General features: G+C 49.0%; 22 protein-coding genes and 1 tRNA gene. 16 read left to right on the top strand and 7 right to left on the bottom strand.

Going from position 1 to position 25,137, the window contains the following annotated elements:
* Positions 1-6: 6 nt before the first annotated feature.
* The 4 genes from ICV32_RS06895 (at position 7) to ICV32_RS06880 (ending at position 4,489) form a co-directional block, all read left to right on the top strand.
* Positions 7-1,068 carry a microcin C ABC transporter permease YejB gene (locus tag ICV32_RS06895; protein ID WP_215372637.1) on the top strand — a complete coding sequence of 354 codons (1,062 nt, stop codon included), beginning with the start codon at positions 7-9 and terminating at the stop codon, positions 1,066-1,068.
* Entirely contained in the window at positions 1,065-2,090 is a 1,026-nt protein-coding gene (locus ICV32_RS06890; RefSeq protein WP_215369502.1) for an ABC transporter permease, read from the top strand. The genes ICV32_RS06895 and ICV32_RS06890 overlap by 4 nt, the downstream gene beginning before the upstream one ends.
* Positions 2,087-3,742 (top strand): ABC transporter ATP-binding protein, encoded by a 1,656-nt coding sequence (locus ICV32_RS06885; protein WP_215369501.1) that lies wholly within the window; start codon positions 2,087-2,089, stop codon positions 3,740-3,742. Before ICV32_RS06890 ends, ICV32_RS06885 begins: the two co-directional genes overlap by 4 nt.
* 93 nt (positions 3,743-3,835) lie before the next feature.
* Positions 3,836-4,489: a C40 family peptidase gene (locus tag ICV32_RS06880; RefSeq protein ID WP_251371825.1), complete on the top strand. Its 654-nt coding sequence runs from the start codon at positions 3,836-3,838 to the stop codon at positions 4,487-4,489.
* Between the two features lie 5 nt (positions 4,490-4,494).
* Here the strand turns inward: ICV32_RS06880 and ICV32_RS06875 are convergent, their stop codons facing one another.
* Entirely contained in the window at positions 4,495-5,376 is an 882-nt protein-coding gene (locus ICV32_RS06875) for a patatin-like phospholipase family protein (protein WP_215369499.1), read from the bottom strand.
* 198 nt (positions 5,377-5,574) lie between these two features.
* On the opposite strand from ICV32_RS06875, the gene scpB reads away from it, so the two are divergent.
* The 12 genes from scpB to ICV32_RS06815 all read left to right on the top strand — a co-directional run bounded on the left by scpB (position 5,575) and on the right by ICV32_RS06815 (position 17,755).
* Positions 5,575-6,204 carry an SMC-Scp complex subunit ScpB gene (scpB, locus tag ICV32_RS06870; RefSeq protein WP_215369497.1) on the top strand — a complete coding sequence of 210 codons (630 nt, stop codon included), beginning with the start codon at positions 5,575-5,577 and terminating at the stop codon, positions 6,202-6,204.
* A complete protein-coding gene (locus ICV32_RS06865; protein WP_215369495.1) occupies positions 6,191-7,846 on the top strand; it encodes a pseudouridine synthase in 1,656 nt (551 codons plus the stop codon). Before scpB ends, ICV32_RS06865 begins: the two co-directional genes overlap by 14 nt.
* 175 nt (positions 7,847-8,021) lie before the next feature.
* Positions 8,022-8,513: a ribosome maturation factor RimP gene (rimP, locus tag ICV32_RS06860; protein ID WP_215369493.1), complete on the top strand. Its 492-nt coding sequence runs from the start codon at positions 8,022-8,024 to the stop codon at positions 8,511-8,513.
* Entirely contained in the window at positions 8,510-9,988 is a 1,479-nt protein-coding gene (gene nusA / locus ICV32_RS06855) for a transcription termination factor NusA (RefSeq protein WP_215369491.1), read from the top strand. The genes rimP and nusA overlap by 4 nt, the downstream gene beginning before the upstream one ends.
* A 10-nt stretch (positions 9,989-9,998) precedes the next feature.
* A complete protein-coding gene (infB, locus tag ICV32_RS06850; RefSeq protein WP_215369489.1) occupies positions 9,999-12,695 on the top strand; it encodes a translation initiation factor IF-2 in 2,697 nt (898 codons plus the stop codon).
* Positions 12,696-12,700: 5 nt separating this feature from the next.
* A complete protein-coding gene (gene rbfA / locus ICV32_RS06845) occupies positions 12,701-13,057 on the top strand; it encodes a 30S ribosome-binding factor RbfA (RefSeq protein WP_215369487.1) in 357 nt (118 codons plus the stop codon).
* Positions 13,058-13,062: 5 nt separating this feature from the next.
* The gene (gene truB / locus ICV32_RS06840) at positions 13,063-13,986 is read left to right on the top strand and encodes a tRNA pseudouridine(55) synthase TruB (protein WP_215369485.1); all 924 of its coding nucleotides are present in this window, start codon (positions 13,063-13,065) and stop codon (positions 13,984-13,986) included.
* Between the two features lie 23 nt (positions 13,987-14,009).
* Entirely contained in the window at positions 14,010-15,833 is a 1,824-nt protein-coding gene (typA, locus tag ICV32_RS06835) for a translational GTPase TypA (protein WP_215369483.1), read from the top strand.
* A gap of 63 nt (positions 15,834-15,896) precedes the next feature.
* The gene (locus tag ICV32_RS06830; RefSeq protein ID WP_215369481.1) at positions 15,897-16,148 is read left to right on the top strand and encodes a type II toxin-antitoxin system Phd/YefM family antitoxin; all 252 of its coding nucleotides are present in this window, start codon (positions 15,897-15,899) and stop codon (positions 16,146-16,148) included.
* The gene (locus tag ICV32_RS06825) at positions 16,148-16,564 is read left to right on the top strand and encodes a type II toxin-antitoxin system VapC family toxin (protein WP_215369480.1); all 417 of its coding nucleotides are present in this window, start codon (positions 16,148-16,150) and stop codon (positions 16,562-16,564) included. Before ICV32_RS06830 ends, ICV32_RS06825 begins: the two co-directional genes overlap by 1 nt.
* A 4-nt stretch (positions 16,565-16,568) precedes the next feature.
* The gene (dusA, locus tag ICV32_RS06820; RefSeq protein ID WP_215369478.1) at positions 16,569-17,654 is read left to right on the top strand and encodes a tRNA dihydrouridine(20/20a) synthase DusA; all 1,086 of its coding nucleotides are present in this window, start codon (positions 16,569-16,571) and stop codon (positions 17,652-17,654) included.
* A 25-nt stretch (positions 17,655-17,679) separates the two neighbouring features.
* A tRNA-His gene (locus tag ICV32_RS06815) sits at positions 17,680-17,755 on the top strand.
* A 5-nt stretch (positions 17,756-17,760) separates the two neighbouring features.
* Here the strand turns inward: ICV32_RS06815 and ICV32_RS06810 are convergent.
* From ICV32_RS06810 to ICV32_RS06785, 6 genes are all read right to left on the bottom strand, one after another.
* On the bottom strand, positions 17,761-18,180 hold the full coding sequence (locus tag ICV32_RS06810; RefSeq protein WP_215369476.1) for a hypothetical protein: 420 nt from the start codon (positions 18,178-18,180) through the stop codon (positions 17,761-17,763).
* The gene (locus ICV32_RS06805; protein ID WP_215369474.1) at positions 18,161-18,568 is read right to left on the bottom strand and encodes a surface-adhesin E family protein; all 408 of its coding nucleotides are present in this window, start codon (positions 18,566-18,568) and stop codon (positions 18,161-18,163) included. Before ICV32_RS06805 ends, ICV32_RS06810 begins: the two co-directional genes overlap by 20 nt.
* Before the next feature lie 44 nt (positions 18,569-18,612).
* A complete protein-coding gene (locus tag ICV32_RS06800) occupies positions 18,613-21,087 on the bottom strand; it encodes a penicillin acylase family protein (RefSeq protein ID WP_215369472.1) in 2,475 nt (824 codons plus the stop codon).
* 59 nt (positions 21,088-21,146) lie between these two features.
* The gene (locus ICV32_RS06795) at positions 21,147-23,072 is read right to left on the bottom strand and encodes a TRAP transporter large permease subunit (RefSeq protein WP_371817051.1); all 1,926 of its coding nucleotides are present in this window, start codon (positions 23,070-23,072) and stop codon (positions 21,147-21,149) included.
* A 5-nt stretch (positions 23,073-23,077) separates the two neighbouring features.
* Positions 23,078-23,653, bottom strand: coding sequence for a TRAP transporter small permease subunit (locus ICV32_RS06790; RefSeq protein WP_215369470.1), 576 nt, complete (start codon positions 23,651-23,653; stop codon positions 23,078-23,080).
* Between the two features lie 109 nt (positions 23,654-23,762).
* Positions 23,763-24,908 carry a TRAP transporter substrate-binding protein gene (locus ICV32_RS06785; protein WP_215369468.1) on the bottom strand — a complete coding sequence of 382 codons (1,146 nt, stop codon included), beginning with the start codon at positions 24,906-24,908 and terminating at the stop codon, positions 23,763-23,765.
* Between the last annotated feature and the right edge of the window lie 229 nt (positions 24,909-25,137).

The raw sequence follows: 25,137 nt of genomic DNA, 5'->3' as shown, positions 1-25,137 counted from the left end.
TCCGAAATCCTGATCTACATCATCAAACGGATCCTACTGATGATCCCCACCTTACTCGGGGTTTTGACCTTGACCTTCGCGGTGGTGCAGTTTGTTCCTGGTGGGCCAGTAGAGCAACTGATGCTCGAACTAAAAGGTAAGGGCGATGCAGCGGTGGGTGGTGAGTCCTCGGGAGGGGGAGTTACCTACCGAGGTCGTCAAGGGGTGGATGCAGAGCGGCTTGAGCAAGTTAAAGCCTTATATGGCTTTGATAAACCCCCGCTTGAGCGGTATTTCATGATGCTCAAACGCTTTGCGCAATTTGATCTAGGACAGAGTTATTACCAACACAAAAGTGTTTGGGATTTGGTGATCTCGAAGCTTCCTGTCTCCATCAGCATTGGTCTTTGGACTTTCTTTATTAGTTATTTAGTGTCCATTCCCTTGGGAATTGCTAAGGCGGTTCGAGATGGCACGCGCTTTGATCGCGTCACCAGCACAATGATTTTGGTGGGCTATGCGATCCCAGGGTTTGTTTTGGGTGTATTGCTATTGGTACTTTTTGGTGGTGGCAGTTTTCTGCAAATTTTTCCTCTGCGTGGCCTAACCTCCGACAACTGGAGCGAGCTCAGTCTGATTGGCAAAGTATTGGATTATCTCTGGCATTTGGTCTTGCCGATTACAGCATCCGTACTCGGTAGCTTTGCAGTAATCACGATGCTCACAAAAAATTCTTTTTTAGAAGAGATTCGAAAGCAGTATGTACTCACTGCACGGGCAAAAGGCGTGAGTGAAAACAAGGTTTTGTGGAAGCATGTCTTTCGGAATGCTCTAATCCCGCTAATTACTGGATTCCCCGCGGCATTTATTGGAGCCTTCTTTGCAGGCTCACTCTTGATTGAAACCCTATTCTCTTTAGATGGCTTAGGTTTGCTTTCGTATGAAGCGGTGATGCGCAGGGATTATCCCGTAGTCTTTGGCACACTCTATTTATTTACCTTGATTGGTCTTGTTACCAAATTAATCTCAGATCTTTGCTATGTGCTGGTGGACCCCCGCATCCAATTTGGCTCTGGGGGTGGATCGTGAGCAAATGGCTGCGCTTCAAAGCCAATCGCTTAGGCTATATCAGCTTGTGGATTTTTTCGATCCTCTTCGGCTTGAGTCTATGCGCGGAGCTGATTGCGAACGATAAGCCCTTGGTAGTGCGCTACGAGGGCAAATTCTATTTCCCATTGGTAAAAAATTATCCAGAGACTGTGTTTGGTGGCGACTTTGCGACGCGCACTGATTATTTGGATCCGGATATCAAGAAGAACATTACCGATGGCGCGAACTGGGCGATATACCCCATCATTCCGTACAGCTATGAGACCCTCAATTACTTTGCTAAAGAGCCAAATCCCGCGGCACCATCCGCAGAGAACTGGTTGGGTACGGACGATCGTGGGCGTGATGTATTGGCGCGTCTCATTTATGGATTTCGTTTATCGATACTGTTTGGTATTGCGTTGACTGTGGTGGGTGTGGTGATTGGAGTGATCACCGGTGCGCTCATGGGATTTTTTGGAGGACGCTTTGACCTCATCACCCAGCGCATCATTGAGATTTGGTCAGCGATGCCTGAGTTGTATCTACTGATTATTTTTGCTTCGATCTTTAATCCCAGCGTTCTTTTGTTAATTATTTTGTTGGCTGCATTTGGGTGGATGGGTTTATCTGATTATGTGCGCGCCGAGTTTTTTCGCAATCGGGCCCTCGAGTATGTGCGAGCAGCTAAAGCCTTAGGGCTGACGAATGCCCAAATTATGCGACGGCATATCTTGCCAAACAGCTTAACCCCCGTTATTACCTTTTTGCCATTTCGGATGAGTGCAGCGATTTTGTCGCTCACCAGTTTGGATTTCTTGGGTTTAGGAGTACCACCCGGAACGCCTAGCTTAGGCGAGTTGCTATCGCAGGGAAAGGCAAACCTCGATGCGTGGTGGATTTCGCTATCAACCTTCTTTGTGCTCGGGGGTACCTTACTTTTATTAACGTTTATGGGTGAAGCGCTGCGAGATGCGTTTGATGCACGCAAGAGTAATCCGCTAACCGGAGCGCGAGCATGAGTTTGCTTCGCTATGAGCAACTCTCTATCTCGTTTGGCGCAGGCCGACGCGAAAAGTTTGCCGTTCGCGATTTGGATCTCAGTATTCAGCCAGGTGAGCGGATTGCCTTAGTTGGTGAATCTGGCTCAGGCAAAACACTCTCTGCGCTTGCGCCATTGCGCCTTACTCCAGAGGGCGCGCGTTTACAGGGCCGTATTCTTTGGCAGCGTGAGGATGGCAAGGAAGAAAATCTCTTGGACTTATCGATTGAACGAATTCGGGAGATTCGGGGGCGTGAGATCGCGATGATCTTTCAAGAGCCGATGACCGCACTTAACCCTTTATTCACGATTGGCAATCAAATTGTTGAAGCGGTGCAAGTCCATGAACCTTTGATGCCGATGGAGGAGTGCCGCCATACTGCGATTGCACTTCTTAAGAAAACGGGGATCCCGCAACCAGAAGAACGTTTTTATGCCTATCCCCATCAACTATCGGGTGGGCAACGTCAACGCGCCATGATTGCAATGGCGCTAGCATGCAAACCACGCCTACTGATTGCCGATGAGCCCACCACTGCCTTAGACGTGAGTTTACGGCTGCAAATATTGGATTTATTAAAGGACCTGCAAGAGGAAGCGAAAGAGCGTGGCGGCATGGCGATTTTATTAATCACCCATGACCTCAACTTGGTGAAGCATTTTGCAAGTCGGGTAGGGGTTCTAAATCAGGGGTGCTTGGTGGAGTGTGGGCCAACCCATGAGGTTTTCTCGCACCCCACCAATCCATACACTGAGCAATTGGTGAACAGCCAGCCTGTGCGTGAACTACTTCCTTTAGTGCCATTAGCTCCTGTTTTGTTGACCGTCAACCAATTGAGTGTGTCCTATCCACAATCTAATTTTGCTAACGGCTCTATGCGATGGCGAAATTGGTTTTCAAAGGGGAAGCGCCATCAAGTTCTCAAGCCCTTGAGTCTTGAACTGAAACAAGGGCAAACGATTGGTGTGATTGGTGAGTCTGGTTCAGGAAAAACAACATTAGCGATGGCCATCTTGGGATTGCTCGGAGAGACAACGGGCAAAGTGGAAGGTGATGTCTCGGTCTTGGATCAACCGTGGCTATCCTTGAGACCGATCGAGCGTCGTGCGATGCGCGCCCATTTGCAGGTGATTTTTCAGGATCCCTTTGGTTCCTTGTCGCCACGCATGACTATCTTTCAAATTGTGTCGGAGGGTTTGGATGTTCATCAACCGCATTTGTCGCATGATGAACGCGAGAGTCGGGTGGTGGAGATCTTGCGTGAAGTGGGTTTAGACCGCTCTGCGCTGCAACGCTATCCCCATGAGTTCTCTGGTGGCCAACGTCAACGTATCGCTATCGCTCGTGCATTAATCCTCAAACCACAAATATTGGTATTGGACGAGCCCACCTCGGCCTTGGATGTTTCGATCCAAAAACAGGTTTTAAAGTTGCTCAGCGAGCTTCAAAAAAAGTACAACCTGGCCTATCTCATCATTAGTCATGATCTGGCTGTCATTCGGGCAATGTCCCACGAACTCATGGTTCTGCGAGCCGGGGAGGTGGTGGAGTATGGTGAGACCGAGGCCATGGTTCGTGACCCTAAAGAGGGATATACCAAGGCCTTGTTTAGTGCTGCTGAGCTAACCTAGCAATAAAAAATCGATATAAAACAGTTGGTTACTGATTAGAGTGAAGGGTTAACCCGCTTTCACTTTTACCAAGGCTTTGCTAGAATCCAATCCATGCCTATTCGTAAGCACATGATCCTTTTGCCTTTTCAGTTCCTGACCGCCATGGTTTTGGGTGGTTTTGTGTTGACTGCGAGTGCTAACACCGGTGCTGACGCAGTAGCAAAAGAGGCCCCAAAGCCGGAAGTTCGAATTGAGAACAACTCATCTTACTTTGCACGTTTTACTTATCAAGTGGTGGATTCTGTTTCAACAAAAACAGAAGCTTTGATTAATGAAGCGATGCAACTGATTGGGGTACGGTATCGCTGGAATGGCGATCTGCCGCAATCGGGATTGGATGCCAGTGGTTTTGTGCGATTTGTGTTCAGAGACAAGTTAGGATTTTTACTCCCACCAAAGTCCTCGCAAATGAGTAAAGTGGGTAAGCCCATTTCTCGTGATGAGTTGGAGCCGGGTGATTTGGTGTTCTTCAACACCATGCGCCTCACCTTCTCGCACGTTGGTATTTACGTGGGCGATAACAAATTTATTCACTCCCCATCCAAAGGTTCAGCAGTGCGCGTCGATGATTTGGCGAGCACCTACTGGGATAAGCGCTTTGATGGCGCTAGACGTTTAGATGGGACCGATGAGTTAAGCAATGCGGAGCGCAATGCCTTAATTCAAGAAGCAAAAAAATTACGGACTCAAGCACGTAATCTTTAATCGCATTAAACCTTCTTTAGTCTCTCTTTGATCTCCACTACTTTTTCTTGAGTGGCAAGCTCGCCAGCAAGGATTGCGGCGTTCCGCGCCCTGAAGTCGGCGCTACCCATTTGCTTGAGTTGGGGTGTAATGACGACATCTGCTTTTGCTAACTCATATTGATTAATACTCTGTTGCATGATGCTAATCGTTTGTTGTAACAAACCCAGTGTGCCCGTCGCATTAAATGCGCTAGCATCGGAAGAGATATTGACGGCTATTACAAAAGTGGCGCCCATCTCGTATGCGTAACGGACTGGAACGGGAGCAACCAATCCGCCATCGACGTATTCACGACCTTGAATGACTGCTGGCTGAAAGACACCGGGAACGGCGCAGGATGCACGAACTGCTAAACCAGTATCGCCTCGACGAAAAAGAACCCCTTTACCCGTTTGCAATTCAGTGGCAACAATTCCGAGGGGCATGGCCATTTGCTCGATCGTCTTATTCTGGACCTCGCGATTCACCATGCTTTGTAAGGCATCACCTTTAATCAATCCGCCAAAGCGTCCAGCAAATGGATAGGCCCAGTCTGCAAGAGCTGCCTCATCTAGATTAAGTCCAATCCGATTGAGTTCAAGGCCGCTATAACCAGAGGCATAGAGTGCTGCAATGACACTCCCCGCGCTTGATCCCACCACGAGATTGGGACGAATTCCTTGAGCTTCGAGAGCCTTAATCACCCCAATATGCGCAAAGCCACGTGCAGCTCCGGAGCCAAGAACCAGGGCAATGACCGGTGGCTTAGGACTTTCACGAAATAAGCCACATGCGGGGAGGGTGCTAATTCCTGCAAGACCTAAGCCTTGCAAAAATCCGCGACGATTTGGAGAAAATAGCGACATTTGGCTATTGTATTGAGCCTCCCCTATAATGGGAGGATAGGTGTAAATTGCCTCGTAAGCGACTTGACCTCCTTGGATGGCTGGCCTCTCCCCCGAATAAGAATTGATGTGAGTTGCCCGCGCAGTCCAGATAACACCCCAACCTTTTTTGACGATTGTGAATAAGCCTCTAAACAGCCTCGCTGTTTGATACAACATATGGATACCGATCACTACAAGCGGGTCATTGAGACCGCCTTAATTTGCGCCCAAGAGCCATTAACAGTTCATGAGTTGGGCCGACTCTTCGTGGACCCACCCTTAGCGTCTGCGGAGTTGCAAACTATTCTGCTCGAGATTCAGAAAGAGTGGCAAGACAAAGGAATGGAACTTGTCAGCATCGCAACGGGCTGGCGTTTTCAAAGCCGTCTTCACCTGCGCGAGTATTTGGATCGCCTCACTCCAGAAAAGCCTCCAAAGTATTCACGAGCAGTTTTAGAGACCCTGGCAATCATTGCTTATCGCCAGCCGGTTACTCGTGGTGAGATTGAGGAGGTTCGTGGCGTGGTAGTTAGCAGTAATGTGATGCGTCAGTTGGAAGATCGTGGCTGGGTGGAAGTGGTTGGTCATAAGGAGACCATTGGTCGCCCAGGCCTTTATGCCACCACCAAACAATTTTTAGATGATTTGGGTTTAAAAGATTTACAAAGTTTGCCGATGCTTGAAGATGGCTCTATCTCTGCGGAAGCCTTGGGGCAGGCTGTGATTGAGTTTGATGCCGATGCAACGGTGGAAACCGTGATTCCGCTGGAGTCGTCCCCTGAGAGTGCTGAGAATGACAAATCCTGAAAACGATTCGTCTATCGTTCATACGAGCCTAGACCCAGTCGATGGCGCTGCCTCCCGCGATGAGGGTGGCGAACAGCGTAAAGACCGAGGCCCAAGGCGTTTTAATAAGTTCAATAACAAATCCCGCCCGGGTAAGTTCAATAAAAATAAGCGTCATTCAGGAGGATCCTCGAATGAAAATCCAACAGCACCTGCTCCAGTTTCTCCTGAACTAATTGCTGAGACCGAAGCATTATTTGCATCGGTGGTTTCCGGTGAGTTTGACGCTGCTCTCGAAGCGCCTGAGCCTGTCTTGCAGGCAGTTAGTGATGATCCAGCACAGATCTCTCATGAGGCTGGCGTCGAGCGTCGTGCGAGCAAGGCGGGGGAGGAAGATTCCGAAGAGTCGGAGTCTTTAAGTGATCTGGAGCGTTTGCAATTTGCGAGCGTCGATGAGCTACCACTGAGTTTGCGCGATGAAGTTTGGTCTGATTTGGATGGTTTAGATGATGACGCAGATGATGAGGATACGGTTAAGCTCCATAAGGTCTTGGCCGATGCTGGAATGGGATCACGTCGAGAGATGGAAGATCTCATTATTCAAGGTCGTGTTTCTGTCAACAGCATGCCTGCCCACATTGGTCAGCGCGTTGGCCCGAGCGATATTGTTCGCATCAATGGCAAGGTTGTGCATCGTAAGATTCCGACAAAGCCCCCTCGTGTGATTCTGTATCACAAACCCGCCGGAGAAATCGTCAGTCAAGCTGATCCCGAGGGACGCCCCAGCGTATTTGATCGCTTACCAAAACCTCGCCAAGGCCGCTGGATTGCTGTGGGTCGTTTGGATTTCAACACTGAGGGACTATTGCTCTTCACGACCTCTGGTGAACTGGCAAATCGATTGATGCACCCACGCTACGGCGTTGAGCGTGAATACGCGGTGCGTATTCTGGGTGAGTTATCGGCTGAGTCTACTGAACAATTAAAAACAGGTATTACGCTTGATGATGGGCAAGCACGGTTTCTGCGTTTGAGCCAAGGCGGTGGTGATGGTGCGAATCGCTGGTACTCGGTTGCGTTGACCGAAGGGCGGAATCGTGAAGTACGTCGCATGTTTGAGGCGACCGGGCATGTGGTGTCGCGTTTGATTCGAACCCGTTATGGCATCTTCATGCTGCCACCGCGTTTGCGTCGTGGTAAGTGGGAAGAGGTGCCGATGGACAGCGTGGCACAACTCATGCGCATGGCGGGTCTGAAGTTGCCCCAAAATATGGCAAAAGAAAAAGGTCAGACTCAAGGCCGATCATCGCGGCTGGATCCAGCCAGTGATCCAAACTTTCAGCCTGATCCCATGCAAACCTCGGTGTCGTACTGGGGGTCGAAGGAGGCGCTCACGCTCGCAACTCACCACGGACACGGGGTATCGCATTTACCCGGCCAGGGGCGAACCAATGGTGGCGGAGGGCGTGGCGGCTTTGGGCAAAAACCGTCTCACTCAAAGGGTGGTAAATCGGGCTCACCCCGCTCTAAGGGCCAAAAGGTCCATCATGCGAGTGGCTTTAGTGCCCCATCGGGCAATAATCCAGGAGGTCAACGGCGACCCAGTAAAGGTAAGCCGTTCAAAGGACCCCGTAAGCCACGCAACCCGGGCGAAAGTTTCTGATTTCTCAGTCATTTTTCTGATTCAGGTATAATTCATTACATACACCGGCTGATGTTGACATCAACGTAAGCCGGCCTGTTCTGGTAATGAGGAATATGGGCTTGTAAGCCCATTTTTTTTTGCCAAACGCTTTGTAAAAGCGGCTTTGTAACAGCGGTTGATTTGTGGGGAAGATGTGAAAGAACAGCAGATTATTTCTGCCGAGGTGCGCAATTTGGGGTACTCGCTCGTGGATATTGAGCGGGAAGGTCGTGGTTTATTGCGAGTCACGATTGAGAACCCCGATTATGAACGCATGATTACCGTTGAGGATTGTGAGAAGGTGAGTCATCAGTTGACTTACACCTTTGCAGTTGAAAACGTGCCATACGAGCGACTCGAGGTGTCTTCACCAGGGTTGGATCGACCGATTAAGTCGGGTGATGATTTTGTTCGGTTCGCCGGTTTAGAGATTGAGCTGAAGTTGCGAATTGCAGTGGGTAATCGAAAGAATTTCAAAGGGGTGTTGCAAGGCCTGAGGTCTGGAATTGTCAACACTCCGGATGCAAAGTTTAGTTTGTTATTTGAGGCGAGTGATGGATCTCCAGCCGAACTGGAATTTAGTTTGTCTGAAGTGGAAAAAGCTCGTTTGGTCCCTGTTATTGATTTCAAAGGAAGAAAATCATGAGTCGTGAAGTTCTCATGTTGGCAGAAGCCCTGGCCCGTGAAAAAAATGTTGATCGTGAGATCGTGTTTGAAGCACTTGAGATGGCACTTGCCTCGGCAACGAAGAAACGGTACACCGAAGACGTTGATATTCGGGTTTCGATTGACCGCACTAGTGGTGAGTATGAAACTTTCCGTCGTTGGTTAGTGGTGCCTGATGAGGCTGGTTTACAAGAGCCCGATAAGGAAATTTTGCAATTTGAGGCCAAAGAGCAAATTTCGGATATCGAGACAGGTGATTACATCGAAGAACAAATTGAATCCCTAGCCTTTGGTCGCATTGGCGCACAAGCCGCGAAGCAAGTGATCTTGCAACGCATTCGCGATGCCGAGCGTGAGCAAATCTTGAACGATTATCTTGAGCGCGGCGAAAAGATTATGACCGGCACCGTCAAACGGGCTGACAAAAATGGACTAATCGTCGAATCAGGTCGAGTCGAGGCGTTGCTGCGTCGCGATCAAATGATCCCTAAGGAGAACTTACGCTCTGGTGATCGTGTGCGTGCCTATATTCTGAAAGTGGATCGTGAGGCACGTGGACCTCAAATTGAACTGTCGAGAACATGCCCTGACTTCTTGATTAAGTTGTTTGAGAATGAGGTGCCTGAGATCGAGCAACGTTTACTGGAAATTAAGGGCGCTGCTCGTGATCCTGGAATCCGAGCCAAGATTGCGGTCGTGACCCATGACAAGCGCATTGATCCGATCGGTACCTGCGTTGGTGTACGGGGTACTCGTGTGACTGCAGTGCGTAACGAAGTCGCGGGTGAGGCCGTTGATATCGTTCTATGGTCTGAAGATCCTGCGCAATTTGTGATTGGCGCATTAGCACCGGCACAAGTGTCATCGATTGTGGTGGACGAAGAGCGTCATGCCATGGATGTGGTGGTTGATGAAGAAAACTTGGCGATTGCGATTGGTCGCAGTGGCCAGAACGTTCGTTTAGCCAGCGAGTTAACTGGCTGGCAAATTAACATCATGACCCCAGAAGAGTCTGCTGAGAAGTCTGAGAAAGAATCCGTCGCCGTTCGCCGACTCTTTATGGATAAGTTGGATGTTGATCAAGAGGTCGCTGATATTTTGATCGATGAGGGCTTTAATTCGCTCGAAGAAGTTGCCTATGTACCGCTTTCTGAGATGCTCGAGATCGAAGCATTTGACGAAGATACGGTTAATGAACTGCGCACACGTGCACGCGACTCCTTGCTAACTATGGAATTAGCGAAAGAGGAGCGTCTTGAAGAGGTTTCTCAAGATTTGCGATCGCTTGAAGGTCTTTCCACAGAATATATTGCAACTTTGGCTGAGAACCAAGTGCATACACGCGATGATCTAGCTGGATTAGCTGTAGATGAGCTCGTTGAGATGACGGGTATGGATGAAACAGCAGCCAAAACGCTCATTATGAAGGCGCGCGAACATTGGTTTAATGCATGAGGGGAAGCGCATGGCGACAACAACTGTAAAAGCATTAGCCGAGGAGCTTAAACGAAGTTCTGCTGATTTATTGGTGCAACTGAAAGCCGCTGGAATCGACAAAGAGTCGGAGGCTGACAAGATCACTGATAAAGACAAGACCGCGTTACTTGCTTATCTTCAAAAAGCACACGGTAGTGCCGAGACTGGCACTCGGAAAAAGATCACACTGACCAAGCGTGAGACCAGTGAAATCCGTCAAGCCGATTCAGCAGGAAGAACCCGTACCGTCCAAGTTGAGGTGCGCAAAAAGCGTGTCTTGGTAAAACGTGATGAAGCCGCAAACGTTGATGAGCCAACCGAGGCAAAACCAGTGGTAGCAGTTGAGACCAAGCCTATTTTGTCGGATGAGGAGTTGGAAAAGCGTGCCGCCGAGGCTGCGCGTCAAGCTGAACTCTTAGCACGGCAAGAAGCGGAGATGAAAGCGGCGAGTGAGGCCAAGCAGAAAAAAGCGGAGACCGAGCAAAAACCGAGCAAAGTCGATTCTGAGAAAGAGGCCGCTAGTAAGGAGCAGGCTAAAAAAGAGCTAGCTGAGCTACAAACGCGCCGTGCGGCAGCTGAACGTGAGGTATCAGCGATTCGTGACATGATGAGCACCCCGGCACGCGTGCTTAAAGCTCCGAGTGAGATCGCCAGTGAGGAAGCCAAAAAAGGTACCTTACATAAGCCCGTCAAAGCCGATGGTGGCGAGGATAAGAAAAAGCCCACCAAGGTTGGTGGCAAACTGATTAAATCATCGGAGACATCCTCCACTTGGCAAGAAGAAGGGGCCAAGCGTAAGGTTGGCTTAAAAACACGCGGTGATCTGACCGGTGGCTTAGGTGGCGGATGGCGAACAGGTGGCGGTCGTAAGAAGCAACAGCATCAAGAAGATAGTCCAGCCAGTAATTTCCAGGTTCCTACTGAGCCGATTGTGCGCGATGTGCACATTCCCGAGACCATCACGGTTGCAGATCTCGCTCATAAGATGTCAGTTAAAGGTGCCGAGGTTATTAAGTTACTCATGGGCATGGGTCAGATGGTGACCATTAACCAAGTCTTGGATCAAGACACCGCAATGATCATTGTTGAGGAGATGGGTCATAAAGCCCATGCTGCTAAATTGGATGATCCGGAGATTGATCTTGGAGCAGCCGCAGAAGATGCGCCACTAATGCCAAGACCTCCTGTTGTGACTGTGATGGGCCACGTTGATCATGGCAAAACCTCGCTCCTCGATAAGATCCGGGTTGCAAAAGTGGCGGCTGGTGAAGCGGGGGGTATTACCCAGCACATTGGTGCTTATCACGTGGATACTCCACGTGGCGTTATTACTTTCCTTGATACGCCTGGTCACGAAGCATTTACCGCGATGCGTGCTCGCGGTGCAAAGGCAACGGATATCGTGATTTTAGTGGTCGCTGCCGATGACGGCGTGATGCCGCAAACGCGTGAAGCCATTCATCATGCAAAAGCAGCGAATGTCCCCTTAGTGGTTGCAATCAATAAGATCGATAAGCCTGAAGCAAACCCCGATCGCGTTAAAACTGAGCTGGTGAGCGAAGAAGTGGTGCCTGAGGAATATGGCGGTGATTCACCATTTATTGGAGTATCCGCAAAGACTGGCGAAGGCATTGATACTCTATTGGAAAACGTTTTGCTGCAAGCGGAGGTATTGGAGCTGAAAGCCCCTAAAGACGCGCCTGCGCAGGGCATCGTGATTGAAGCTCGTTTGGATAAAGGCCGTGGACCGGTCGCTACGGTCTTGGTTCAATCGGGCACCTTAAAGCGCGGCGATATGTTGTTAGCGGGTCAGTCCTACGGGCGTATCCGGGCGATGTTGGATGAGAACGGCAAATCTAGCAATGAAGCAGGACCATCCATACCGGTCGAGATTCAAGGTTTGTCTGAGGTACCCGATGCTGGGGAGTCGTTCCAGGTGGTGGCTGATGAGCGTAAGGCTCGTGAGATTGCACTGTTCCGCCAAGGTAAGTTCCGAGACGTCAAGTTGGCTAAACAACAGGCGGTCAAGTTAGAGAACATGATGGAAAACATGGGCGAAGGCGCTATTGAAGCGAAGGTCTTGCCAATCATCATTAAAGCTGATGTACAAGGTTCTCAAGAGGCGCTGGCTCAATCGCTACAAAAACTTTCGACTGATGAGGTCAAGGTTCAGATTGTGCATGCTGCCGTTGGTGGGATTACCGAAACCGATGTCAATCTCGCGATTGCTTCTAAGGGTGTCATTATTGGCTTTAACGCGAGAGCCGATGCAGTGGCTCGCAAGCTCGCCGAGAGTAACGGCGTTGATATTCGGTATCACAACATTATTTATGACGCGGTCGATGAAGTAAAAGCGGCTCTTAGCGGCATGTTGACCCCAGATAAGAAGGAAGAAATTACTGGCTTGGTTGAAATTCGTCAGGTCTTCCTTGTCTCCAAGGTTGGTGCGATCGCAGGTTGTATGGTGCTCGATGGAGTTGTGCGGCGTAACTCAAGGGTTCGCTTATTGCGTGACAACGTCGTGGTATGGACTGGTGAGCTCGATTCCTTAAAGCGGTTTAAAGACGATGTGAAAGAAGTGAAAGGCGGCTTTGAGTGCGGTCTCTCCTTGAAGAATAACAACGACATTCAAGAGGGTGATCAACTCGAGATCTTTGAAGTGACTGAAGTGGCTCGAACCCTTTAATCATCATGCATAAAACAAGCCCTCATCGTCACCAGCGTCTTGCGGATCAAATCCAGCGCGACTTAGCCGAATTGATTCCTCGAGAGTTACGTGACCCTTTAAATGGTTTGATTACGATTCAGGCGGTAGAGCTCTCGCCTGACCTTGCGCATGTAAAGGTGTACTTCACAGTTTTAGGTGGCGACCCACAGTATGCGTTGGGATCGTTACAAGAAAAAGCGGGTTATTTGCATTCCTTACTCTTTAAACGGATGCACACTCATACAGTCCCCACCTTGCATTTTGTATTTGATACCTCGATTGAGCGGGGCGCAGAGATGTCACGATTAATTGATCAGGCATTGGGCTCAAAGCCTAATTAATTGTGATGGCGCAACGAATTGATGGGGTAGTTTTGCTTGATAAGCCCAATGGAATGAGCTCGCAAAGTGCGGTGACTGCCGTCAAGCGTCATTTTCAGGCAGAAAAAGCTGGGCACACTGGCACTTTGGACCCCATGGCGACCGGTTTATTACCCATCTGTTTGGGTGAGGCTACTAAGTACTCACAAGATCTTTTGGATGCGGATAAGACTTATATTGCAACTGTACGGTTTGGCATCGAAACCGATACCGGTGATGCCGAAGGCCAAGTGTTAAGCGAGCGATCGACTGCTGAAGTGGTTGATAATTTGATGGCTAAGACATTATTGGAAGCCATTTTGCCTAAGTTCATTGGTGAAATTGAGCAAATTCCACCGATGTACTCCGCATTAAAACGCGATGGCAAACCGCTCTATGAATATGCGCGCTCGGGTGTGGAGATTGAACGTGAACCCCGAAAAATAACCATTTACTCGATTCGTCTAGTCGCTATCCATTGGCCCCACGTAGAGATCGAAGTTCATTGCAGTAAGGGAACATATATCCGAGTCTTGGCGCAAGATATTGGCAATTCACTAGGCTGTGGTGCGCATTTGAGCGCATTGCGGCGTACCAAGGTTGGCCACCTCAGTCTGGAGCAGGGCTGTACTCTAGAGACCCTTGAAAATACCCCCAAGGTATTACTTCCGGTGGACGCCTTATTGCAAACCCTACCTGAGTTGACGGTCGATGACCAACAGGCCAAGCGTTTAGAAATGGGTCAGCGCGTGCCTTGCGCACTCAATCGTGCGAGCCAGTGGGCTAATTCTTTATTTCGGATTTATCGCAGCCAAGCCTTGCCGCAAAACTTTATTGGCACTGCGGATTGGCGTAGTGGTGTTTTACACCCCAGACGCTTTATTGCCCAACGACTTTTGAATCAAAACTAATTTATCTTTTTGTAAAGCAACTCATGACCAAACGCGCACTTCGTAATATTGCCATCATCGCCCACGTTGACCATGGCAAAACGACTCTTGTTGATCAACTTTTACGGCAATCCGGAACTTTTCGCTCCAACGAAAAGATCTCTGAGCGCATTATGGATTCCAATGATCTCGAGAAAGAGCGCGGTATCACCATCTTGGCTAAAAACTGCGCGGTGGAGTATGAGGGTACGCATATTAATATTGTGGATACCCCGGGTCACGCTGATTTTGGTGGCGAGGTTGAGCGCGTTCTGTCAATGGTCGATGGCGTATTGTTGCTAGTGGATGCGGTTGAGGGCCCGATGCCCCAAACCCGATTTGTGACCAAGAAAGCGCTTGCCTTGGGTTTAAAGCCCATTGTTGTCATTAATAAGGTGGACCGCCCTGGAGCCCGATGTGATTACGTGATTAATGCAACCTTTGAGCTCTTTGATAAATTGGGTGCAACCGAGGAGCAGTTGGATTTTCCTGTGATTTATGCCTCGGGCTTAAATGGCTATGCCGGTACTGACGAGAATGTGCGTTCTGGCGATATGCGCCCGCTATTTAACGCGGTTCTCACGCATGTGCCAGTACGCGATGATGAAATCGACGCCCCGTTGCAGTTGCAGATTTCATCAATTGATTACAGCAACTATGTCGGCAAAATTGGTGTGGGCCGGATTCGGCGCGGCAAAATTAAACCCGGTACTGATGTGGTGTGTGTTAATGGACCGGATGGAACCCCCTTTAAGGGGCGCATCAATCAAGTGCTGAAGTTCAAAGGGCTCGAGCGTGAAGTGGTTGATGAGGCCATTGCCGGCGATATTGTCTTAGTAAATGGCATTGAAGATTTAGCAATTGGGACCACGATCTGTGCACCCGATCAGGTTGATGCTTTACCGATGCTCAAGATTGATGAGCCAACCCTCACCATGAACTTCATGGTGAACACGAGTCCTCTTGCTGGGCGCGAGGGTAAGTTTGTTACAAGCCGACAAATTCGGGAGCGTTTAGATCGTGAGCTCAAATCCAATATGGCATTGCGGGTCCGCGATACCGATGACGACACCATCTTTGAGGTATCAGGTCGGGGCGAGCTCCACCTCACCATTTTGGTTGAGAACATGCGACGCGAAGGGTATGAGTTAGCTGTATCACGACCCCGTGTGGTGTTTCATGAGGAGGATGGGGTGAAGTTAGAGCCCTACGAGAACCTCACGGTGGATGTGGAGGATACGACGCAGGGTGGGGTCATGGAAGAGTTGGGTAAGCGCAAAGCTGAACTGCTGGATATGGTGAGCGATGGTAAGGGCCGTACCCGTCTTGAGTATCGGGTTCCAGCCCGAGGTTTAATTGGTTTTCAGGGTGAGTTTATGACCCTCACCCGTGGTAACGGACTCATGAGCCATAACTTTGATTCCTATGGTCCTGTAAAAGAGGGTATCTTGGGTGAGCGCCACAATGGTGTATTGATTAGCCAAGATGATGGTGACGCAGTTGCTTATGCACTGTGGAAACTGCAAGATCGTGGCCGCATGTTTGTCTCACCGGGCGATCCTCTCTACGAAGGCATGATTATTGGGATTCATAGTCGAGACAATGATTTGGTGGTGAATCCCATCAAAGGAAAGCAACTCACCAACGTGCGGGCCTCTGGTACGGATGAAGCGGTACGCCTCGTACCACCGGTACAACTCACCTTGGAATACGCCGTGGAATTCATTGCCGATGACGAGTTGGTTGAGGTGACCCCCAAGAGCATCCGCTTACGCAAGCGCTTTCTGAAAGAGCATGAGCGTAAAAAGGCCTCGCGCGAGGAAGTGTAATCCTTTCTCCCCTTTGGAAAAATGTAGTAACATTGCTACATTTACTGGATTGTGGGGAATGAAATGCCCAAGACCTTATCTAGCCGCGAATTTAATCAAGACACCAGTGGTGCCAAGAAGGCCTGTCAATCAGGCCCAGTCTTCATCACCGATCGAGGCAAGCCTTCGCACGTGCTGATGCGATACGAAGATTACCAACGTGTGATTGGTCAACAAAAAACCATTCTTGATCTTGTGGGTATGCCTGGATTGGCTGAGATTGAATTTGAGCCTGCGAAAATAAAACGCTTTACGAAGCCAAGCGATCTTTCCTAATGTATCTTCTCGACACCAATGTCATCTCGGAGCTCCGAAAAGCCGGTACTTCCAAAATGAATCCACAGGTTCATGATTGGGCACAATCAATTGCCCCAACCCGTTTATTTCTCTCGGTGATTAGCATTCTAGAAATCGAACAAGGCATTCTGTCCGTAATGCGCCGAGATAAAAAGCAGGGCCAGTTATTAAAAAAATGGCTGATGCAAATGATTCTCCCGGTATTTGCTGATCGGATTATTCCAATTGATGTTCCAATTGCATTGCGTTGCGCAGATCTCCATGTTCCTAATCCATCTTCTGAGCGAGATGCCATGATTGCAGCGACAGCGATAGAGCACCGCTTGACTTTGGTGACGCGTAATACTGGTGATTTTGATCCAACTAAATTGAAGTTGATCAATCCTTGGGACTGATTGCATGAGCATCAAGCGTTTAGCTGTCGCTCCCATGATGGAGTGGACCGATCGTCATTGCCGATCATTTCATCGAATGCTAACTAAGCGAGCCGTGCTCTATACCGAGATGGTCACCACGGGGGCGCTTTTGCACGGTGACCAGCCACGGCATTTGGATTTTAGTCAGGAAGAGCACCCGATCGTTTTACAACTTGGCGGCAGCGATCCGGCTGAGCTCGCTCAATGTGCAGCGCTTGCCCAACAATGGGGCTATGACGAGATCGATCTCAACTGCGGTTGCCCCTCAGAGCGCGTGCAAAAGGGTGCATTTGGGGCATGCTTGATGGCCGAGCCTGAGCTCGTTGCCCAGTGTGTGAGTGCGATGCGTGCCGTCTGCGATCTACCAATTTCGGTGAAGCATCGCTTGGGTCTTGATCAAATGGATGCGGCCCAGTCGCCGCGTGACTATCAATTTGTATTGGATTTTGTACTGGCAGTCGCGGCCGCAGGAGCAACCCAGGTAACGATTCATGCGCGTAATGCGGTCTTAAAAGGCTTATCCCCGAAAGAGAATCGTAGTAAGCCCCCATTGCACTATGAGGTTGCGAAGCAAATACGTCGTGATACACAAAAGCACTATCCAAATCTTCGTGTACTACTTAACGGTGGCCTAGAATCCAATGAGCAGGTTGCACAATATTGGAATGATTTTGATGGTTTTATGATCGGCCGTGCTGCTTATCATTTTCCGGCGATGCTATTGGGCTGGGATGATCTCGTCGAAAGTGATGGCAATGCAGTAGGTTATCTCTTTAGTGAGGCAGACTGGCACCGTATTCAAATTGGTTTGGTTGAATACAGTCAAGCATGGTTAGCCCAGTGCAATGCGCATCGTAAAGACTTCTATTTGGGAGCGATTACTCGGCACATCATGGGTCTTGCTCACGGTCGTGCGGGGTCGCGCCGTTGGCGTCAACATCTATCGGATCATCATGCTTTGGCACGGGTTAAAACACAGGATGCCATCGAAACCTTCTTTTTGGAGGCCAGTATGGAGTTGGGTGATTGGGCGCTATTTGAGCCCCCATCAATCGGTTCGAGGGCATAGTCGTTATAATACTTAAGTAGCAATGGTGGACGTAGCTCAGTTGGTAGAGTCCCAGATTGTGATTCTGGTTGTCGCGGGTTCGAGTCCCGTCGTTCACCCCATTTAGCTACTGACTTGGCCTTACGTCAATCACTTCGATAATCGCTGTATTGCGATCTGCCTCCCCGATTATTCGTTCACTGCGGTCTTGAACGGTCGGTATCACAATTTCTTCACAAATTGGTTTAGAACTAAAGACGTTAAAGAAACTGCAATCTTTTTTGGTTGCTGCAGATGTCGCGTGTTCGAGGGGAGAGCGCCCTGTGGTGACTGTTGATGTAACACTTACCGCGGTCATGGGGCTTGCAGCTACCGCCGATCCTGCAGCAGTACCCGCGCTACTTGCTGCTGCCATGATGGGTGCGGCGCAGCCTTGTAAACCTGAAATACTAAGAATACTAAGAAGTGCAATGAAAATGTAGAGAAGGGAGACCGACCCTTGATGGGTAGTTGAAGGCTTGATTGAACTAGTTAGGTCGACACGCAAGGTTATAGACTCCAGCTGGCCAATCACCACTCGCGATTGCCTCAAAGCTGCTATCGGGCGTCTTGATATCTTCAACCACCTTGCCAGTACCCCGTTTACCTGACATAAATTTAACCTCTAGTGGTCGGTATTGAACCTGTCCGCAGTGGTATTCATTTAGACCAATGATGGAGTTCACTGGTGATTTAGTTTTTGGCTCAACTCCCGGTTTCTTAAGATCGAGCATCGAAAGAACTTGGACCTTATCGCCTGACTTCTTGATGCTGGATTTATCAATCAAGACGGTTATGAACTCATTGCTTCCCAGTTCATCCCAAGCGCCGAAGGCAAAACTGGAGCTTAGGGTGAAGATGCAAGTAATTAGAAGTTTAAGACGTGTTTTCATCATGATCCTATACAGTTCTACCGATTGTAATGGGTCAATGCGACAACTCAAAACGACTTAGCTTTTAAGACCAATTCACGCTGAACCTGCTTAGGCTTCATCGCCAATGGAATTAATTGATTCGTTGCCCATGAGGCGCTCAAATTACGATAGCGATGACTTTGAACCCAACCCGACTGACCGGTAGGAAGCATAAAAGCCGATTGTTCTGGATCATTGAGGTCATAGATCGCCCTCAGACTTGGTGCATGATTAGCCTGGAATGGCGCTTTTGGATTGTTCAGAACTGGACGACCCACATTGACCGTAAAGGCATCCCCTGGAAATGGAATGTTGACATTGAAGAACTCCGCTAAGAGGGGAATGTTTTTGAAGGGGCGATGTTCAGACACAGCATGATGCGCTGTTCCCCAACGCCAATCAGTACTCGATTTTCCGTAGCGTTGGCTCAAATCATTGAGCGCTCGTTGCAGAGCGAGATTGGCGGCACCTTGGCAATTTTCTCGTTCTGCGGTAGTGTGCACATCGCACCAGGGGCTGTCGGGATTACTGATTTGATGATTGACCGCCCTCCGAAACGAGCGTCTGCCATATTCCTCAGTAAACGAATCACCCAAACGCGAGAATAGGATCCGCGTTAATTGATCGACCCAGGTATTAAAGATAAGGGCAGCGGTGGAATCAATACTCATGCTTCCATCGAAGCGATCGATCACCGACTGAATCCCTGGCTGCAAAGTATGGCCTGATTGCGCATTTTTAAACAGAGGTAAGAGTGCTTGCGCTCCAAGGGAGAGAACATCGCCCTGCATAGCCTGCATCGAAGTGCGATCATGCTGATCTTTCTCTCCAATCATGGCTGCAATACGGTCATAACGAAAGGGCAAGTCCCAGTCTCCGGTTAGTGGATTGGGATTGCTTGCAGAAATAATTTCCTGATTGGCGCTCGCTAGCCACTCCGCTGTTGGATTAAAAAAGCTGGGAAGTTGCTCAAATGGTAGGTAGGCTGTCCAATCAAATTGGCGCTCCCATCCGAGAGCAGGAGCGACGCCATACAAGCCTTGATGCAATTGCCGGCGTGGCGCAACCCCAGCAACTTGCAAGGCAATATTACCTTGAACATCTGCAATCGCAACGGTTTGCATCGGAGCGTAATGATGACGCAAAGCATTTTTGAAAGAGTCAATCGAATCGGCCCGATTCATGAGGATGCCGCCCATCAAGGTTTGATTCTCAACATCCAAAGCGGTCCAGCGTAGGGCTAGGGCATAACGCTGCGTATCAATTACCTTTTTGGCACGGGCATGGCTATCGGAAATAATAGGACCATGGCGACTTTGTTTGACGACAAACCGCAAGGGCGGTTTATCTTTAATCTGAATAATCTCCTCGCGAGCTAAAAAGGAGAGCGGACCGTCAGGACCGATGTATTGATTCGGATTATCAGGATCAATTTTTTCAAGATAGAGATCTTGCACATCTGGTCCGGTATTGGTAAATCCCCAGGCAATTTTGTCGGTCCTACCCAAAACAACGGCTGGTATGCCTGGCAGGGTGGCCCCGATTACATTTAAGCCTGGAGCTTCGAGGTGTGCAAAGTACCATGTCGATGGAGCACTTAATCCCAAATGCGGATCGTTGGCGAGCAAGGGTTTGCCTGAACTCGTTTTTTTACCCGTAAGCACCCAATTGTTAGAGCCCAAGCCTTCTTGTTGATCACTTAGCCATCCCACCGTATCGGCATGTTTTAGTAAGTAAGGCTCTCCATCACGAGATGCTTGAACCTTGGATTGAGTGGGCCTAAATACCTGATGTTCGCGATATAGCTTGGCAAAATCGACGTTGGTAACTGGATTGGTGCCGGGATAGGGTGGCATCACCTGCCATATATCAGCTGTGCTGAGATATTGAGAAAGCTCTAAGCTAAACAATTCTTTTTGCCAGTTATCGCCCAAATCTAACGCCATCATTAAAGACCATGCAACACTATCTGCGGCAGACCAATAACCGGGCTTGGAACCCGTCAAAAAATACTCGATCGGTAAGGCCCAACCGAGTGCTCGATTACCAGCATTGACGCCATCGGCATAGGCTTGAACCAATTGCTTGATTTCTGCTGGATAGCGCTCAAACTGTTTCTCAGCCGCTTGTTTAATCCCTAGGGTACGAATAAAGCGATCAAGTGAGACGGTGCGCTCACCCAAAATCTCGGAGAGTCTCCCTGAAGCCAAGCGACGACTAATCTCCAGTTGCCAAGAGCGTTCAGTCGCATGCAAAAATCCTAAGGTGTAATACGCATCACGCTGGGATTTTGCCTTAACGTGCGGCACATCGTTCTCATCAAATTGAATCTGAACGGTTTGACCCAGACCGGCACTAATGATTGTTCCAGAAAGATTTGATTTAGCACTTACCCAATAACTTACAGCAAGGATGACTAGGCAGATGAATAAAAGGATTAGTGCAACGATCAAGTAACGCAGGAACTTCGTGAGACTGGATTTGCGCTTTAGGGTTCTCATATCAACGGCAAACGATTACAAAAAAACCCCGCCGTAGCGGGGTTGATTGGTTTTAAACCTCACTTGTAGAGAACTTGCGGTAACCACAAGCCAATTTCTGGGAATACATACAGCAAAACAAGCGCAATGACCTGAATGCCCATAAACGGCATCATCCCCATGAAGATCTGATTTAAGGTGACGTGGGGAGGTGCAACACCCTTTAAATAAAACGCAGACATCGCAACGGGGGGCGATAGGAATGCAGTTTGTAGGTTCAGGGCAACCAATAGACCAAAGAACAGCGGATTGATTCCAAAGTCATCAAGTAAGGGTACAAAGATTGGCATAAAGATCACAATAATCTCAGTCCATTCCAAAGGCCAACCCAATAAGAAAATAATGACTTGTGACAGAATCAAGAACTGCAATGGGCTAAGTCCTAAAGATAGAACCCATTTTTCAACCAAGTCTTGGCCGCCAAGTAATGCAAAGGCTGCCGAGAAAATGGACGAACCCACAAAGAGCCAACAGACCATCGCACCCGTCTTCGCCGTTAGGAAGACCGACTCTTTAATCACCGTCATATTGAGCTGCTTGTAGGCAGCCGCTAATATAAATCCACCAATGGCGCCGACTGCCGCTGCTTCGGTAGGCGTTGCCAAACCAAAGACGATGGAGCCTAATACAAATAAGATTAAAACCGCAAGCGGGAAGAAAGAGCTCAAGAGCATCTTGAAGATTTCAAGACGCACCCAAGTGAGGAGGGCATAGTAAATCACCAAAATGGCGCCGAGAATACCGCTCATGATCCAGAACCACAGCGGTGCATCGACGGGTTTTGGTGGTTCAGCAGCCGCTGCTGGCTCTGCAGGGCCCGAGGTCTTTGCTACTGGCTTTTCATCTTCAGCGCCTGGTGGCAGGGCCAGACCAGTTCCGCCACTATCTTTTTCAGCGCCAGGAGGTTCGCTAAGGCCGGTTGAACTTGAGCTACTTGAGTAATCACTACCACTACCCGCTTCGCCCATCGGAACCACATCCATGCTAATCACTTCGACTGGCTTAGTGGCTACTTGGTACATCGTGGCAGTGAAAGCAACAAATACGATCAGTGGGATCAGAGCAATGAACAGCGATTTCAACATCTCTTTACCACTGACATTGATATTGCGTTTACCTTTAAGGCCAACCAATAAAGCAGGTAATACTTTTTGACTAATCTTCTCGCCAAGCTCGGTATAGCTCATCGGCAGAGGCACTTTGCGCTCAGACTCAGACAAAGGCGGCATGAGATTTGGTTTGAGTTTAGCCAAAATGATCACATAGCCAATGTACAAACTGGCCAACATGATTCCTGGGAAAAAAGCGCCTGCATACAACTGCACCACCGATACGCCAGCGGTTGCGCCATAGACAATCAAGAGTACCGAGGGTGGAATCAAAATACCGAGGCAGCCACCAGCGGTAATACATCCTGCTGAGACACGGGTGTCATACCCCGCTTTCAACATGGCAGGCAATGCCAAAAGACCCATTAAGGTCACCACGGCACCCACAATGCCGGTTGCCGTTGCAAATACAGCGCAGGTAAAAATGGTTGCAACTGCCAAGGAACCTGGTACACGAACCAAAGCCAAGTGAAGTGATCTAAACAGCTTTTCAATGAGATTGGCGCGCTCAACTAAATAACCCATGAACACGAATAGGGGAATTGAGATCAACACGTCATTGGTCATGACCGCGTAGGCACGCTGCACCATGAGGGATAAAGTGTTTTGCAGTGCTAAATCAGGATTTTGAAAGCTGTATGCAAAAAACGTGAAGATCATACCCATACCCATTAAGGTAAAGGCGGTGGGGAAGCCAAGCATGATGGCAACCACGACAAGGGAGAGCATTAGCAGGCCAATATGCCCACTCTGAATATTGCCCCACGGCATTAAAACGATGGTCAATAAGACCACCAATGCCATGATGGAAAAACCAAATAAGAGTTCTTTACGCATAATGATTATTCCTTATCCTTGCCAACCATCGCCTTAAGGGCGTCGACGTCAACTTCCTCAACGTCTTGTTCGCGGGAGGGCCATTCACCCTCGCGGATGCAAACCACGCAACGCAAAATCTCAACGATACCTTGCATTAAAAGAACCACTCCGGCAATCGGAATAATCGTTTTAAAGGGGTAAAGCGGAGGGCCGTCGGCCGTGATCGAAGAGTGCTCCAAAATTCGCCAAGAGTCAGCGGCATACCCATAGCCAGCGTAGGCAAGCGCAATCACTCCGGGAATGAAGAAAACAATATAGAGAATGAGATCAAAAATCGCTTGGGTACGGGGCTTTAAAAAGCCATACAAGATGTCACCACGTACATGACCATTTTTTGCCAGGGTGTACGCACCTGCCATCATGAACATGGTGCCGTACATCATGATTTGAGCATCAAAAGCCCAGGCATGCGGACTATTGAGCACATATCGTGAAAACACCTCAAAGCCGATGAGAGCAGTAAGCCCAACCACCAACCAAGAGAAACAATGGCCGATAAATGTCGAAACTTTATCAACGGTTAAAAAAAGGTTTTGCATGGCTACACCTACGATTTAGATATAAAAAATGGGATGGTTATTTGCTAACCATCCCATTGGGTTACAGCAAACCGGTATTCTAACAAAAACCGGCTAAGTTGTTGCTAGCTTAGGCCTTTTTTGCAGGAGCTGCTGGCTGACCAAAGTAGTGGTCATACGCCATGCGGCGCTGGACGTTGGTGTCCAGATCCCACTTCACGGCACGCTTAGCAAATGCACGCTGCGAGTCAACAATCTTCTTAAAGAGTGCGTTCTCTGCTGATTTCTTGGCTACCACCTCGTCAAACACCTTCAACTGAGCACGCAACACCGAGTCAGGGGTCTTGAAGAACTTGACACCTTGCTTGGCTTGCATTTCTTCGTAGGCCGAGGAGTAGCGATCTACTGCTTTCCAAGACATATCAGCAGAAGAAGCTTCTACGGCATAGTCAAGGATGTTACGGAGCTTGGCAGGCATCGCGTTGTACTTGGTGCCGTTAAAGAGGATCTCAAACTGCTCAGCATTTTGGTGATAGCTTTGCAACATGCAGACCTTAGAAACGTCTGGGAAGCCCAACTGGCGATCGGAAGATGCATTGTTGAACTCCGCTGCATCAAGAAGACCACGATCCATCGCAGGAATAATTTCCCCGCCAGGAAGCGCATTGACTGACACACCCATGGCTGTGAACATGTCAATCGAAATACCAACGGTACGGTACTTGAGACCTTTCATGTCCTCAATCTTGGTAACAGGCTTCTTGAACCAGCCTAGAGGCTGGGTAGGCATTGGGCCGTATACATAGGATTTGACGTTGGCGCCAACTACTTTGTAGAGCTCATCGAGTAGCTCTTTGCCGCCGCCGTATTTGTGCCATGAAAGGAGCATGTTGGCATCCATACCGAAGGATGGACCTGATCCCCATAGGGCAAGCGCAGCATTCTTTCCGTAGTGATAAACAACCACACCATGACCGCCGTCCAAAGTGCCTTTAGAAACAGCATCTAAGAGACCAAAAGCAGGAACCACTGCACCAGCAGGCAGAACTTCAATTCGGAGTTCGCCACCAGTCATGTCGTTCACTTTCTTTGCGAAGTCGAGTGCGTACTCGTGGAAGATATCCTTCGCTGGCCATGTGGACTGGAAGCGCAATGTTTGTGGCGCTGCCTGACCTTGAGAAATCATTGGGAAGCTAAGAGCAGCTGCTCCAGCGCTACCGACTGCTGCACCTTTCAAAAATTTACGACGTGGTGCTTGTTTTTTGGTTTCGGACATTCATATCTCCTGGTTAATATCAATTTAATACTGCGTGTAAAGCAGAAGGAAATTGTAGGATTATTGGCGGGAATGAGATATCGGGTAAACCCTTTGTTTGCATGGCTTCATGGTTATTTAAAAAGGGTGTTCGGAAAGGGTCTTCAAGCCGCTCGTGATACGATTTCATCTAGCTATCATTGTTGCAACGCATCAGCGTGCGTAACATTTTTAATACAATGTTGGATTG

The organism is Polynucleobacter sp. MWH-UH24A (genome assembly GCF_018687475.1).
GTDB lineage: Bacteria > Pseudomonadota > Gammaproteobacteria > Burkholderiales > Burkholderiaceae > Polynucleobacter.
This window is presented reverse-complemented; position numbering and strand designations above follow the sequence as displayed.

Bases quoted from the DNA above. Each gene is read 5' to 3' on its own strand.
- infB (WP_215369489.1), top strand. From the start codon at position 9,999: ATGGCGACAACAACTGTAAAAGCATTAGCCGAGGAGCTTAAACGAAGT.
- dusA (WP_215369478.1), top strand. From the start codon at position 16,569: ATGAGCATCAAGCGTTTAGCTGTCGCTCCCATGATGGAGTGGACCGAT.
- scpB (WP_215369497.1), top strand. From the start codon at position 5,575: ATGGATACCGATCACTACAAGCGGGTCATTGAGACCGCCTTAATTTGC.
- typA (WP_215369483.1), top strand. From the start codon at position 14,010: ATGACCAAACGCGCACTTCGTAATATTGCCATCATCGCCCACGTTGAC.
- ICV32_RS06875 (WP_215369499.1), bottom strand. From the start codon at position 5,376: ATGTCGCTATTTTCTCCAAATCGTCGCGGATTTTTGCAAGGCTTAGGT.
- ICV32_RS06830 (WP_215369481.1), top strand. From the start codon at position 15,897: ATGCCCAAGACCTTATCTAGCCGCGAATTTAATCAAGACACCAGTGGT.
- ICV32_RS06790 (WP_215369470.1), bottom strand. From the start codon at position 23,653: ATGCAAAACCTTTTTTTAACCGTTGATAAAGTTTCGACATTTATCGGC.
- ICV32_RS06805 (WP_215369474.1), bottom strand. From the start codon at position 18,568: ATGATGAAAACACGTCTTAAACTTCTAATTACTTGCATCTTCACCCTA.
- rbfA (WP_215369487.1), top strand. From the start codon at position 12,701: ATGCATAAAACAAGCCCTCATCGTCACCAGCGTCTTGCGGATCAAATC.
- ICV32_RS06785 (WP_215369468.1), bottom strand. From the start codon at position 24,908: ATGTCCGAAACCAAAAAACAAGCACCACGTCGTAAATTTTTGAAAGGT.
- ICV32_RS06825 (WP_215369480.1), top strand. From the start codon at position 16,148: ATGTATCTTCTCGACACCAATGTCATCTCGGAGCTCCGAAAAGCCGGT.
- truB (WP_215369485.1), top strand. From the start codon at position 13,063: ATGGCGCAACGAATTGATGGGGTAGTTTTGCTTGATAAGCCCAATGGA.
- nusA (WP_215369491.1), top strand. From the start codon at position 8,510: ATGAGTCGTGAAGTTCTCATGTTGGCAGAAGCCCTGGCCCGTGAAAAA.
- ICV32_RS06885 (WP_215369501.1), top strand. From the start codon at position 2,087: ATGAGTTTGCTTCGCTATGAGCAACTCTCTATCTCGTTTGGCGCAGGC.
- ICV32_RS06880 (WP_251371825.1), top strand. From the start codon at position 3,836: ATGCCTATTCGTAAGCACATGATCCTTTTGCCTTTTCAGTTCCTGACC.
- ICV32_RS06800 (WP_215369472.1), bottom strand. From the start codon at position 21,087: ATGAGAACCCTAAAGCGCAAATCCAGTCTCACGAAGTTCCTGCGTTAC.
- ICV32_RS06865 (WP_215369495.1), top strand. From the start codon at position 6,191: ATGACAAATCCTGAAAACGATTCGTCTATCGTTCATACGAGCCTAGAC.
- ICV32_RS06795 (WP_371817051.1), bottom strand. From the start codon at position 23,072: ATGCGTAAAGAACTCTTATTTGGTTTTTCCATCATGGCATTGGTGGTC.